13 protein-coding genes are annotated in these 12,211 nt (G+C 73.8%); 1 reads left to right on the top strand and 12 read right to left on the bottom strand.

Annotated features, from left to right (window positions below; all coding sequences use genetic code 11):
• Positions 1-6: 6 nt before the first annotated feature.
• The 4 genes from ACFY23_RS00525 to ACFY23_RS00510 all read right to left on the bottom strand — a co-directional run bounded on the left by ACFY23_RS00525 (position 7) and on the right by ACFY23_RS00510 (position 2,516).
• Positions 7-513: a hypothetical protein gene (locus tag ACFY23_RS00525; protein WP_350678480.1), complete on the bottom strand. Its 507-nt coding sequence runs from the start codon at positions 511-513 to the stop codon at positions 7-9.
• Between the two features lie 159 nt (positions 514-672).
• Positions 673-1,062: an ACT domain-containing protein gene (locus ACFY23_RS00520; RefSeq protein WP_350678426.1), complete on the bottom strand. Its 390-nt coding sequence runs from the start codon at positions 1,060-1,062 to the stop codon at positions 673-675.
• 75 nt (positions 1,063-1,137) lie between these two features.
• Complete coding sequence (locus tag ACFY23_RS00515; protein WP_350678429.1) at positions 1,138-1,596, bottom strand: hypothetical protein; 459 nt, start codon at positions 1,594-1,596, stop codon at positions 1,138-1,140.
• 176 nt (positions 1,597-1,772) lie between these two features.
• Positions 1,773-2,516: a hypothetical protein gene (locus tag ACFY23_RS00510; protein WP_350678431.1), complete on the bottom strand. Its 744-nt coding sequence runs from the start codon at positions 2,514-2,516 to the stop codon at positions 1,773-1,775.
• 160 nt (positions 2,517-2,676) lie between these two features.
• Here ACFY23_RS00510 and ACFY23_RS00505 point away from each other — a divergent pair, with 160 nt between their 5' ends.
• A complete protein-coding gene (locus tag ACFY23_RS00505) occupies positions 2,677-3,909 on the top strand; it encodes an arginine deiminase (protein ID WP_350678434.1) in 1,233 nt (410 codons plus the stop codon).
• A gap of 98 nt (positions 3,910-4,007) precedes the next feature.
• Here ACFY23_RS00505 and ACFY23_RS00500 read toward each other — a convergent pair whose 3' ends face one another.
• The 8 genes from ACFY23_RS00500 to ACFY23_RS00465 form a co-directional block, all read right to left on the bottom strand.
• Complete coding sequence (locus ACFY23_RS00500; protein WP_350678436.1) at positions 4,008-4,892, bottom strand: DUF5926 family protein; 885 nt, start codon at positions 4,890-4,892, stop codon at positions 4,008-4,010.
• 61 nt (positions 4,893-4,953) lie between these two features.
• Complete coding sequence (locus tag ACFY23_RS00495) at positions 4,954-5,370, bottom strand: ATP-binding protein (protein WP_350678483.1); 417 nt, start codon at positions 5,368-5,370, stop codon at positions 4,954-4,956.
• 43 nt (positions 5,371-5,413) lie between these two features.
• The gene (locus ACFY23_RS00490; protein WP_350678439.1) at positions 5,414-6,934 is read right to left on the bottom strand and encodes an ATP-binding protein; all 1,521 of its coding nucleotides are present in this window, start codon (positions 6,932-6,934) and stop codon (positions 5,414-5,416) included.
• Positions 6,935-7,076: 142 nt separating this feature from the next.
• Entirely contained in the window at positions 7,077-7,868 is a 792-nt protein-coding gene (locus ACFY23_RS00485; RefSeq protein WP_350678442.1) for a glycerophosphodiester phosphodiesterase family protein, read from the bottom strand.
• 9 nt (positions 7,869-7,877) lie between these two features.
• Positions 7,878-8,213 carry a rhodanese-like domain-containing protein gene (locus ACFY23_RS00480; protein ID WP_350678444.1) on the bottom strand — a complete coding sequence of 112 codons (336 nt, stop codon included), beginning with the start codon at positions 8,211-8,213 and terminating at the stop codon, positions 7,878-7,880.
• Positions 8,214-8,296: 83 nt separating this feature from the next.
• Positions 8,297-9,235, bottom strand: coding sequence for an LCP family protein (locus ACFY23_RS00475; protein WP_350678446.1), 939 nt, complete (start codon positions 9,233-9,235; stop codon positions 8,297-8,299).
• Positions 9,236-9,467: 232 nt separating this feature from the next.
• Complete coding sequence (locus ACFY23_RS00470; RefSeq protein WP_350678448.1) at positions 9,468-10,685, bottom strand: LCP family protein; 1,218 nt, start codon at positions 10,683-10,685, stop codon at positions 9,468-9,470.
• 235 nt (positions 10,686-10,920) lie between these two features.
• Complete coding sequence (locus ACFY23_RS00465) at positions 10,921-12,156, bottom strand: LCP family protein (protein ID WP_350678450.1); 1,236 nt, start codon at positions 12,154-12,156, stop codon at positions 10,921-10,923.
• Positions 12,157-12,211: the final 55 nt, after the last annotated feature.

Here is a 12,211-nt window from a genome sequence, read left to right as displayed (position 1 = left end):
GACAGCCTACGCACCCGGTACGCCGAGCGACCCGCCGTCGCAGACCAGGGTCCGGATGCCGGGCGGCCCGGCGGCGCGGACCTCGGCCGTGCAGACGTCGGTGCCGGCGGCGACCAGCCGTGGAGCGCTCGCCCGGCCCTCGGTGACCACGTGGAGCTCCTCGTGCCCGGTGACGTCGAGCACCGTGTAGTGCCACCCGCCGGCGCAGAGCGGGCCGGTCCGCACCCGGACCCGGGCGCCGCCCGGAAGCACACCCCGGCCGCGCACCAGGTCGACGACCCGCTGCCCGGAGGGGCCGGCGGGGCACGGCACCGCGACCAGGCCGGAGTCCGCGGTCGGGGTGGCCGTCCCGGGCAGGCCGGTGGCGGGCGGCGTGGTCGGCGCGAAGGTGGGCGTGCCGGCCGGGCTCGGCGCGGCGGCGCGGGTCGGGGCGGCGGTGGGCGCGGCGTTCCGCAGCTCCGGCGGGGTGCCGCAGCCCGCCAGCGGCACGGCGGCCAGCAGCACGGCGGTCACGAGTCGCCGCCCGCCCCGGGCGGAACGGCCGGTCGGGTGGTCGGGGGCGGCGGGGCGCGAGGGGGTGGGCGGCACGGGCCGATCCTCGGGACATCGGGGAGCGTCGCTGCGGCCGGGAGGCCGAGCCCATCCTAGGAGGAACCGGCGGCCGGGTGAAGATCAGGCGAGGACCCGGTGGCCGGCCCGCTCCAGCGCGGCGGTCGCCTCGCCGAGGCGTACCGCGGGAACCAGCAGGTAGTCGGTGTCGTACGTCGAGAAGGCGACCACGCTGACCCGGGCCGCCGCGACCGGACCCACCAGGGCGGCGAGGGTGCCGGTCACCGCCAGGTCGAGCGGCCCGGCGACCCGCAGACAGCGCCAGGCCGTCTCCACGGCGGCCTGCTCGGGCACCCGGTCGGCGGGGCAGATCAGCGAGATCCCGTCGGCGGTCCAGCTCACCGTGACGACATCGCCGTCGCTCAGCCCGCCCGGCAGCTCGGGCGGCAGGGCGGAGCCGGCGGCCATCCGGCACACGGCGTACTCCCCCGGCAGCAGAGCGATATCGAGCATGAGGGCACCTTACGGCCTCGGAGACGGCCCGCCCCAGATTCGCCGCGTGCGGCGAACACCACATCCCGCCGCAGGTCAGACCTCGGAGAAGAACGTGAGGGAACCGGCAACCGACCCGTCGGTGAGCACCGGGGTGGAGATCGCGTCCACGGTCGAGTCCGGCCGGTCGGCCGACGCGGCCTGGACGCGGAGCAGCCCTCGGGCCAGACGCCCGGAGGAGAGGGCCAGCAGCGGCGGGATCTTGTCGATCTCGGCCTCGGTCAGCTCGCCACGGTTGGCGGTGAAGTCGAGCAGCCGGAGCCCGCCGTCGAGCAGCGGCAGCCCGATCACGTCCGCCGGGGTGCCCAGGCAGAGCAGTTCGCAGCCCGAGGCGGAGACGGCGATCACCCTCGTCCCGGCGTCGATCAGCAGGCACGGCTCGTCGGCGTGGGAGACGGTCGACGACCACCGCCCGAAGTTGTCGGACCCCTGCTCTGTCGATGTCCCCGCCGCCGGCACGAACACTTCAGAAAGCGAGAGTTCGACGTGGGCCACCGCGCCTCCTATGTACACCGACGGTCTGTCCACGCTAGCCGGTCGCCACGGATGTCGCCGACCGCGCTGCGGTCACCGGGCCACGGGTGGTGCTGGGGTGCCCGCCCGGGCGGCCGGCGACGGCGCGACCGGCGGGTGCCGACCGGCACCCGGGCCGCGTGACGTCGCCGGTGACGTTACCGCCGGCCGGCCGGCTTGTCAGCGGCCGTTCGGCCGTCCTCGTACCACCGGTAGTCGGCGGCCGGCCGGTAGGAGCCGTTCATCCAGGTGCCCGGGTGCTGGGCGACCCGCGACAGCTTCTCGGCGGTGGCCGGGCTGATCCGGCTGCCCCCGGCGACGAGCAGGCGGTCCAGCTCGCGGTGGGTGGCCATGAGGCAGTCCTTCGGCAGGCCGTAGACGCTGATGACGCCGGAGCCGACGAACGTCAGCACCGGCGTCACCGGGATCGGCAGCCCCACCGCGTCGGAGAGCGCCTTGCTGGCGCGCTTGGCGTCGCGGCGGGCCTCCGCCACGTAGGGCGGTCGCTTGCCGTTGATCTGCACCACGTCGCCGGCGACGAGCACCCGGGCCCGGCCGTGATCGGCGATCGTGACCGCGAAGAGCCCGCTCGGCCCGATGGCGAGGAAACCGGCGCGTTCGTCGCGCTCGTGGTCGAGCAGCAGGTCGGAGACGTCCGTGCGGGGCCACTCGATGACGTGCCAGGCGGGCCCGAGGTGGTCGAGCTGACCGAGCGCCCGCGCGCCGGCCGCCTCCAGCCGGCGGGCGCCCCGCTCGGCCCGCCGGCGGCGGGCCCACTCCAACGGGGACGGACGGACCGGCGCGAGCACCCCCGGCGACTCCAAGCGGGGATGTGGCACTGCCGCCGCGGGCGGCAGTGCCCGGGCGGACGGTACGGCTCGACGAGCGGGAAAGACAGTCATCGCGACCTCCGGCAAAAGGTCCCTCGAAGTTATGTCCTCACTACCCTACGTTGCCAGTCCCCTGTGTCGGCAAGTTGGAACGCCGGAGTGAGTGTGGATGAATGCCATATTCATCCACCACTGTTTTATCGGATGCCGCCAAACCCTGCCCTACGCTGCGATGGTGACCCACTACGTGGACAGCGAGGTCGGCCGGCTCGGCACCGTGCTGCTGCACCGGCCCGGCCCGGAACTCGCCCGGCTCACCCCCCGCAACAACGACTCGCTGCTCTTCGACGCCATCCCGTGGGTGGGGCGCGCCCAGGAGGAGCACGACGCCTTCGCCGCCGCCCTGCGCGAGCGCGGGGTCGAGGTGCTCTACCTCGCCACCCTGCTGGCCGAGACGCTCGCGGTGGCCGACGCGCGGGCCGAGCTGACCGAGGTGGTGCTGCGCTCGCCCCGGCTCGGCGATTCGCTGCGCGCCCGGGTCGCCGACCACCTCGCGTACCTCGACCCGGCCGCGCTCGCCGACGTGTTCATCGCCGGGCTGGCCCACGAGGAACTGCGGGTCAGCCGGGAACGGCCGGGCGGCCTGGTCTACACCCTGATGGACCGGCACGACTTCGTCATCGACCCGCTGCCCAACCTGCTCTTCACCCGGGACTCCTCGGTGTGGATCGGCGACCGGGTCGGGGTGACCAGCCTGGCGATGCCGGCCCGGCGGCGGGAGACCACGCTGACCGACGCCATCTACCGGCACCATCCGCGCTTCGCCGGCACCGAGTTCGTCTACCACCCCGAGCTGGAGCACCTGGAGGGCGGCGACGTGCTGCTGCTCGCGCCGGGGGTGCTGGCCGTCGGGGTGGGCGAGCGGACCACCCCGGCCGGTGCCGAACGCCTCGCCCGGCAGGTCTTCGCCGCCGGGCTGGCCCACACGATCCTCGTCGTGCCGATCGCCCAGGAGCGGGCGACCATGCACCTGGACACCGTCTGCACGATGGTGGACGTCGACGCCGTGCTGATGTATCCGAACATCGCCCACACCCTGTCGGCGTACACCGTGATCGCCGGAGCGGACGGCGAGGACCCGCGGGTGGACGGCCCGGTGCCGTTCCTGCGGGCCGCCGCCGACGCGATGGACCTGGGCCAGCTCAGGGTGATCGACACCGGCCTGGACCCGGTCACCGCGGAACGCGAGCAGTGGGACGACGGCAACAACACCCTCGCCCTCGCGCCCCGGCTCTGCGTGGGCTACGAGCGCAACACGGAGACCAACGCGCAGCTCGAACGGGCCGGCATCGAGGTCATCCCGATCGCCGGCTCCGAACTCGGCTCCGGTCGGGGCGGACCGCGCTGCATGTCCTGCCCCCTGGTCCGCGAGCCGTTGGGCGGGCAAGAAAGGGCCCCTTCCTGACGCGTACGGTAGAGGAAGGGGCCCTTCCTGACACCTCGGGCGTCGCCGGGGCACCGCACTGCCGGGTGCCCCAGTGGCGCCGGCGGGGGCGTGGCGGCTCAGCGCAGGGTGAGCTGGCGGCCGAGCAGGCCGTGGCGGGCGCGCCGGCCGGCGGCGTCCAGCGGGGCAGGGTCGGCGAGCGCCTCGGCGTACCGCTTGGCGAAATCGGCGACCGGCTGCTCCCAGTCGGCGGCCGGGACATCCTCGGGCAGGTCCCAGACCGGCACCAGCCGGCCGTGCGCCCGGAACATGCCGGCGAACCGGGTGTTCTCACCGAGGGTCAGCGTGCCGGCCACGCTCAGCCGGGCCAGCGCGTCCAGCGCGGCGTCCTCGTCGTCGGGCAGCACCCAGCGCACGTGCGACTTCTCCGGCACCTGGCACCAGTACGCGGCCCGGGCGGCGGCGAGCCGCACGGTCGGGTAGATCGCGGCGTTCGCCCGCTCCAGGGACGCCTGTACGTTCGGGTCGTCGCCGGCCCCCGGGTCGAGCCAGAACTCGAACCCGTCGTGCATGGTGATCTCCAGCGGACCGTCGACCAGGACGTCCTGCAGGCGGGGGCCCGGCCCGGGCAGCGGCGGCACGGCCACCGGGCTGCCCGGCACGGCCCGCAGCGCGCAGAGCAGCGCCTCGGCCAGATCCCGGGAGACGTCGCCGGACTGCTGGTGGCGCTGGAGCCCGATGAGGACCCGGCCGTCCGGTTTCGTCACGGCCGGGGCGGCCATCGGCAGCACGGTGGCCAGGACGACCTCGCGGTCGCCGAACTCCTCGACCAGGGCGGGGGCGAGCCGCAGCGGCGCGGAGGCGGCCGGCACCAGTTCGCGCAGGGCGATCCACTCCGGCTCGTCGGTCAGCCCCTCGAACGGTCGGGGCACGAAGATGTCGCGCACCTTCTCCCGCTTGGGGGTGGCTTCGGCGGCCCGCTGGCTCTTTCGACGCTTGCTCACGGCGACACAGCCTAGAGGCCGCAGCCGGTCGGTGTGGGCAGGACCCGCCTGTCGGGGACGGTCAGCCGGCCACGGCCAGGTCCGACCGGGTGACGTCGGCCGGGTCGAATTCGGCCCACACGCTCTGGCCCAGGCCGTCGCGTTCGACGCCCCAGCGGTCGGCCAGCCCCGAGACGATGTGCAGGCCGCGGCCGTCGACGGCGTCCGTGTCGGCCACCCGCATCCGCGGGCCCGCGGCGGCCCCGCCGTCGGTCACCCGGAGCTGCACCTGCTGGCCCGCGGCGGAGCTGCGCAGTCGCCAGGCCACCCGGACCACCCCGCCGGGCAGCGGGTCGGCGTGCCGGACCGCGTTGCCGACCAGTTCGGCCAGGACCGCGACCAGGTCGGCCAGGAGCGGCGGGGGTACGACGCCGGTCAGCTCGTCGGCGAGCCGGTGCCGCGCCAGCCGCGCCCCCGTGGCGTGGTGGGGCACCACCACGCACCATGCCCGTTCGGCAGCTCCCGTCGACACCTTCGCCCCTTCACGCCCCGCCGCCCGTCGCCGGTCCCCCGCGCGGCAGCCGCACCTCTGCGACCGTACCGCCGCCGGCCCTCGGCCGGAGGAATACCCATCCATTCTGCTGTTCAACGATCCGGCGGACGAGATAGAGACCGAGACCGGCCCCGGGATAGCGGCGGCGGTCGCCCGACTCCCCCTGCCAGAACCGGTCGAACGCGCGCTCCACGTGCTCCGGCCGGATGCCGATGCCGCGATCGCTGACCCGGAAGGAGACGGTCGCCCCGTCCGCGTCCGCGCTGATCTCGACGGAGGAGTCGGGCGGGGAGTACTTGCCGGCGTTCGTGCACAGCTCGGTCAGCACGGTCGCCAGGCTGGGCCGGTGGCCGAGCGCCCTGGGCAGGTTGGCCGGGAGGCGGAGGACGATCCGGTGCCGCAGCTCCGCCGGCAGGTCGGTCACCGCCGCGCGCAGCGCGTCGCCGAGGTCGTACGGGGCGGGCGGCTCGTCGCCCGGGCCCGGCTCGGCGGCGGCGGAGAGCAGCCGGTCGACCAGCCGGGCCAGATCGTTGGCGCGCTGCCCGATGATCCGGGCGGCCTGCCGCCGGTCGGTCTCGGTCAGCGACTCCCAGTGGTCGGTGAGCGTGTCGGCGTAGCCCTTGATCACGGTCACCGGCGTACGCAGCTCGTGGCTGGTCACCGCGACGAAGAGATCGCGGTCGTGGTCGCGCCGCTGCTGGTCGGTGATGTCGCGGAAGGTCACCACGTGCAGGGCGCCGGGGCCGGGCAGCTCCCCGGAGGTGATCTTGATCCAGCGGCCGTCGGGCAGCCGGTGGTCGAGCACCTGCCCGGACGGCGGCAGCGGGAAGGGCAGCGGCCGGTTGAGCGCCTCGGCTGCGGAGCGGCCGGTGACCTGTGCGGCGGCCGGGTTCCAGAGCCGTACGTGCCCGTCCCGGTCGACCACGGCCAGCCCGTCCGCCAGCGCCGAAACCACCGGGCCGCCGCCGTGCACCGGCAGCCCGGTCTGGTCGCCGTAAATGTGGGCGATGCAGGAGGCGACGTAGCCCATCACGTCGTGCCGGTCGGCGTCCCGCGGCCCGTCCTCGCCAGAGTGGTGTCGGTCGGCGTCCCGCGGCCCGTCCTCGCCGGGGTAGAGCGCGTGCAGGCTGCCGACGGTCAGCCCGCCGATCTCGGCGCGGGCGACCACCATCCGGAGCAGGCCGCGTGCGGCCAGCTCGCCGGCGAGCCGGCCGGTGAGCCGGTCCGTCCGGACCTCACGCACCCGGGTGCCGGAGAGCAGGCAGGCGACGGCCGGGTCGTCGGGCGGGACGGGGCGGCCGACGATCCACTCGACGGCGCCGGCGGCGGCGATCACCCGGCCACCGGTCGGCGTGAACTCGACGAACGCCATGCCCGCCGCGTCGAGCGCGGACCGGACCACCCGGAGCAGTTGGGTGAGGGCGGGGACGCCAGCGCCGCCGGAGTTGATCGAGTCGATCACCGCGGTGTGGCCGGCGATGAGAGCGGAGAGGTCGGTGCGCTCCGGCATGCCCCGAGTGTGCCCCGACCGTCGGGTTCCGGACACCCCTGCCCGACCGGATCCCGCCCACCGGTCCGGGCCGTCCGCGTCGGGCCGGGGGCGCGGTCCGCGTGTCGGACCGGGCGGGCCGGGGCGCGGTCCCGGCGCGCCGTCAGCGGCCCAGGTGGGCCAGCGCGTGCGCCGGCCGGTCGGTGATGATGCCGTCCACCCCGGCGGACACGACGAGGTCCAGGTCGGCCGGCTCGTTGACGGTCCACACGTAGACCTGGTTGCCCGCCGCCCGCAACGCGGGCACGAGCTGCGGGCGGGCCCGCACCAGCGCCACGCCGGGCCCCGCGATCCGGGCGCCGAACGGCAGCCGTCCCGCCCGCAGCCAGGGCGGCAGCACCTCCAGCAGCAGCACCGTGGGCAGTGCGGGGGCCAGCTCCCGCGCCCGGCGTACGGCCAGCGTGGAGAACGACATGACGGTGACGCGTACCGGATCGTCCGGTTTCGGCTCGGTCAGGCCGTACCGGCGCAGCAACGCGACGAGCCGGCGCTCGACGTCGCCGCCGTAGCGGGAGGGGTGCTTGGTCTCCACCAGCAGCCGGACCGGCCGTCCGGCGGCGAGCACCGCGTCCAGCAGCCGCTCCAGGGTGAGCAGCCGGGTACGCGACTCGTCCAGCACCTCGTCCCCGTCGGCGGGCACGCAGCGGGGGTGCCAGGAGCCGAAGTCCAGCGCCTCCAGCTCGGCGAGGGTACGCGCGCTGACCAGGCCCTGGCCGTTGCTGGTGCGGTCGAGCCGGCGGTCGTGCACGCAGACCAGGTGCCCGTCCCGGGTCAGCCGGACGTCGCACTCCAGCCCGTCCGCGCCCTCGTCGAGGGCGCGCAGGTAGGCGGCGAGGGTGTGCTCGGGCAGGTCGTACGAGGAGCCGCGGTGCGCGAAGACCAGGGGTGCGCCCATCCCGTCCGCCTAGAGGACGCGGCCCGGCTGCCCGTTTTCGCCGACGACGGGTCTCCCGGAGGCGGCCCACTCGTCCATCCCGCCCGCGACGTTGCGCACCTGGTCCCAGCCGTTGCGCATCAGGTAGGCGACGACCTGGGCGGATCGCCCGCCGGAGCGGCAGATCACGGCGACGTCGCGGTCGGCGGGCACCTCCGCGATCCGGGCCGGCAGCTCCATCATCGGCAGGTGGTGTGCGCCGGGAGCGTGGCCGGCGGCCCACTCGTCGTCCTCCCGGACGTCGAGCAGGTACGCGTCGTCGGCGATCTCGGGCACGGTCACGGTGGGAACGTGGGGTCCGAACACGCGCCAAGCCTAGATCCTCGCCCGGCCGTCCGTGGGCGGGCGGTCGGCGCAGCGGGGTGCGGAGAGGCGGGGCGTCCCGCGCGTCAGAGTCGGGTGACCCACCGGGGGTTGGCCCGGGCCCACTCCGGCACGCGGGTGCCGCGGACCGCCTCGAACAGCCCGTTCCCGCCGTTGTCGAGGACGACGTACGACACCTGGTCGATGGTCTGCGGGTAGGAGGGGATCTGCACGCCGCGCAGCGCGTCGGCTGGCAGGTCGCGCAGCGCGAGGACCAGGTCCTCCAGCGGTACGCCGTTGGTGTCCACGGTCAGCGAGCTGCCCACCGCCCGGATCACCTGGTCGAGCTTGACGGGATTGGTCCGCAGCGACGTCTCGCTCGTGCGCTCCAGCAGGGCCCGGAGCAGCTGCTGCTGATGCCGCTGCCGGTCGTAGTCGCCGCCGGGCAGGTCGTAGCGCTGGCGGACGTAGTCCAGCGCTGTGCCGCCGTCCATCTGCTGGCAGCCGGGGTGGAAGACCCGGCCGGTGTGGATCGAGCGGACCTCGGTGTCCACGCACATGCGTACGCCGCCGAGCAGGTCGATGACCTTGCGGAAGCCGGAGAAGTCGATCAGAGCCGCGCCGTCGAAGCGGATCCCGGTGAGCCGGGCCAGGGTGGCCGAGAGCAGCCGGGTGCCCGGCTCGCCGCCCCCGCCGTGCTCGTACGCCGCGTTGATCTTGTCCTGCCCGCCGCCGAAGCCGTTGCCGGCTGGGATGGCGACCAGCAGGTCCCGGGGGACGGAGACGAGGTACGCCTCGCGTCCGCCGGCCGGCACGTGCACGATGAGGATGGTGTCCGACCGGCGGTCCGCCGCGCTGCCGCTCTGCCACCGGTCGGTTCCCACGAGCAGGTAGTTCAGCGGCCCGTCGGGGTCGGTCCGCTTCCGGCGGGCGGTGGGGTCGAGCAACTGCTCCCGCACCACGGTGCGCTCGTACCGGTCGCTCAGCGCTCGGAGGCCGACCACGGCGAGCCCGGCCAACAGCACCACGGCCAGGCCGACGCCGAGCAGGACCCGGGGCCAGCGGGCGCGGCGCGACCGGGCGGCCCGGGCGTCGGCCCCGGCCCGATCGTCGCGCGTCGATCTGGACGTGGCTCCTCCCCGCGGCCCGTACGTGAATCTCTCTCACGTCAGGCTATGGGTGTCCCCGGACGCCCCGGGCCGCTTCGCCGACTTTGCCCGGCCGCCGCGCTCGGGCGGGGCCGGGCGAGCGTCCGCGCTATGTGCGGCTGGAGATCACCTGTGGGTTGGCGAAGACGAACTCGGCCAGTTTGTCCTGCTTGAGCGCGTGGAACATGTCCAGCGTCTCCTGGCTCAGCGTCTCCCGACTGCCGTCGCCGTGGAAGGTGCCGCCGTTGGTCTTCAGCATGACCAGGTCGTTGCCGGTGACGCCGCGCATCGTGAAGACGAAGTCGGCGACGGGCACCCCGCCGACGTCGAGGATGAACGCCTTGCCGGCCGCCGTGATCAGCTCGTTCAGCTTGAGCGGGTTGGTCAGCGTGCCGTTCTGCGTGGCCTTCTTCGCCATCGCCTTGATGAGCTGCTGCTGGTTCTGCTGGCGGTCGTAGTCGCCGTTCTTCAGGGTCTTGCGCTGGCGGGAGTAGTCCAGCGCCTCCCAACCCTGCATCTCCCGGCAGCCCTTCTTGTGCACCACGGGCTTCATCGGCTTGCCGGTCTTCTTGGCGTCCGCGTTCCACATCGGCTTGCCGTCGACGTACGACATGTGGATCGACGTGACCTCCTGCTTGACGCAGATGCGCACCGACCCGAGGGCCTCGATCACGTTCTTGAAGCCGCCGAAGTTGATGATCGCCGCGCCGTCGAAGCTGATCCCGGTCATCTTCTTGATCGTCGCCGCCATCAACTGCGCGCCGCCCTCCCAGCCGCCGCCGTTGCGGGCACCGGCCTGGAACGCGGCGTTGATCTTGTCCACCCCGCCCGGGTAGCCGCTCGTCTTGAAGGCCGGGATCTGGGCCTCCGTGTCGCGCGGGATCGAGATCAGGTACGCCTGGTCGTGCGTCGCCGGGATGTGCAGCACGATGATGCTGTCCGCCCGGACGTCGTCGGCGGCCCACCGCTCCCGGGCGTCCACGCCGAGGAGCAGCATGTCGATCGGGCCGTCCAGGTTGCCGCCACCCTCGGCGTCGGACTTGCCCGCGTCGCCGATCAGGTTGCGCTGGGCGATGTTGCCGGTGGCCTTGCTGATCAGGGCCTTGCTGCCGACGATCGCGACGCCGCTGGTCATCATCAGCACGGCGCCGAAGATCAGGGTGAGTCGGGCCCAGAGCGGGTCCTTGCGGCGCGACCGCTTCTTCGCGGGCCCGCCGCCTGTCTTTCCGCCCTTCCCGGGCCGGGTCGGGACGGTCGTGGCGGCGGCCCGCTCCGGGTCGCCGGAGGATTCCAGCACGGGAGGGCGACGGCTGGTCTGAACCGGCATGCGTGCTCCAGCTCGCGTGATCAGGGGGCGGGATCACTGTACGGACGCTTTCCCGTCCTGGGTAGTTCGTCGGGACGTCAATCGGCGTTGTCCCGGCCGTCATCCAGGGAAACTGACCAAACGTCCAGATCGATACGACCAGTCGGCCGTTGGCTCACAGGAAACGCGGAGCCGGCCCCCGACCTGCGATGACGTCCGTCGATCGCGGCGGGGGCCGGTACCGGTGCCGGGCAGGTCAGTTCGCGGTGCCGTCGGCCTTCTGGTTGGCCTGCACCCACGCGGCCATGGTGTCGGCGGACATCGCCTTGTACATGGCCAGCGCCTTCTCCTTGTCCGAGACCACCACGGACTCCCCGTCGATGGTCTGGCTGCCGACGTGCGGGCTGGTCACGAAGGTCAGGTTCTCGCCCCGCAGGTTGCGGAACTGCACCGCCATGTCGACCAGCGAGAATCCCTCGTCGACGGTGACCGCGGCGGTCACCGACTTGAGGAAGTCGTTCAGCTTCTTCGGATTGGTCAGGGTGCCCGTGCTCGCCGCCTTGTCCATCAGCGCGCGGAGGAACTCCTGCTGGTGGCGCATCCGGGCGAAGTCGCCGTCCGGGAACTGCTTGCGCTGCCGGATCCAGTCCAGCGCCTCGGCGCCGTCCATGTGGTTGGTGCCCTTGGTGAAGGTCCGGTACGGCTTGTGGATCGAGGTGATGGTCCGCTCGACCTTCAGGTCGACGCCGCCCAGGGCGTCGGTGACCTGCTTGAAGCCGGCGAAGTCGATCGCCATGACGTGGTCGAGCCGCACGTCGGTGAAGCACTCCACCGTCCGCACGGCCAGCGGCAGCCCGCCGAACGCGAACGCCGCGTTGATCTTTCCGCGCTGACCGGAACCGCACTCCGCGTTGGCGCTCTCCGGGATCGGCACGTAGAGGTCGCGGGGGATGGAGACCAGGTAGGCCCGCTGGTGGTCGGACGGAATGTGCATCACGATGATCGTGTCGGCCCGCCACTTGCTGGACTGGTCCACCGGGGCGTCCGGGTCCCGCGAGTCGCTGCCGACCAGCAGGATGTTCAGCGCGCCGTCCACCGCCTTCGGTGGCCGGCCGCCGGTGATCTCGGAGAACGGGTCGGTGCGGGCCAGGTCCTCGTTCAGGCTCCGGGCGTAGAACCAGGCGCCGGCCCCGCCCAGCAGCGCGAGCACCAGCACGGCCACGCCGGCCACCAGGCCGATCCGACCCCACCGGGGGCGCGCGCCGCGCCGCCTCGGGCGGTCGGGACCGCCGGGACCGACCGGACCACCGGGCCCGCCCGGACCCGACGGGCCACCCGGGCCACCGGCCCTCGGCTCGTCGGGCGACGGGTACCAGCGGGCCTCGGCCGGCCGGGCGCGCCCGGCGTCGCGGCCGGAGCCGGGCACCGACGCGCGCCCGGCGCTGCGGTGCAGGTACGGGAGCGGAACTCCGGCGGGCGTGGTCGCTGACATGTAACTCAGGGTACGTACGTCCGGCCACTGTCGCCTCCAGGCGAAGCCGGCGATT

Source organism: Micromonospora sp. NPDC000121 (assembly GCF_042899165.1).
Lineage (GTDB): Bacteria > Actinomycetota > Actinomycetes > Mycobacteriales > Micromonosporaceae > Micromonospora.
Note: the sequence above shows the minus strand (reverse complement) of the source record. Positions and strands in the feature narration are given on the sequence as shown.

Coding starts and splice junctions, on each gene's coding strand:
- ACFY23_RS00465 (WP_350678450.1), bottom strand. CDS start 12,156: ATGTCAGCGACCACGCCCGCCGGAGTTCCGCTCCCGTACCTGCACCGC.
- ACFY23_RS00470 (WP_350678448.1), bottom strand. CDS start 10,685: ATGCCGGTTCAGACCAGCCGTCGCCCTCCCGTGCTGGAATCCTCCGGC.
- ACFY23_RS00490 (WP_350678439.1), bottom strand. CDS start 6,934: ATGCCGGAGCGCACCGACCTCTCCGCTCTCATCGCCGGCCACACCGCG.
- ACFY23_RS00520 (WP_350678426.1), bottom strand. CDS start 1,062: ATGCTCGATATCGCTCTGCTGCCGGGGGAGTACGCCGTGTGCCGGATG.
- ACFY23_RS00510 (WP_350678431.1), bottom strand. CDS start 2,516: ATGACTGTCTTTCCCGCTCGTCGAGCCGTACCGTCCGCCCGGGCACTG.
- ACFY23_RS00505 (WP_350678434.1), top strand. CDS start 2,677: ATGGTGACCCACTACGTGGACAGCGAGGTCGGCCGGCTCGGCACCGTG.
- ACFY23_RS00485 (WP_350678442.1), bottom strand. CDS start 7,868: ATGGGCGCACCCCTGGTCTTCGCGCACCGCGGCTCCTCGTACGACCTG.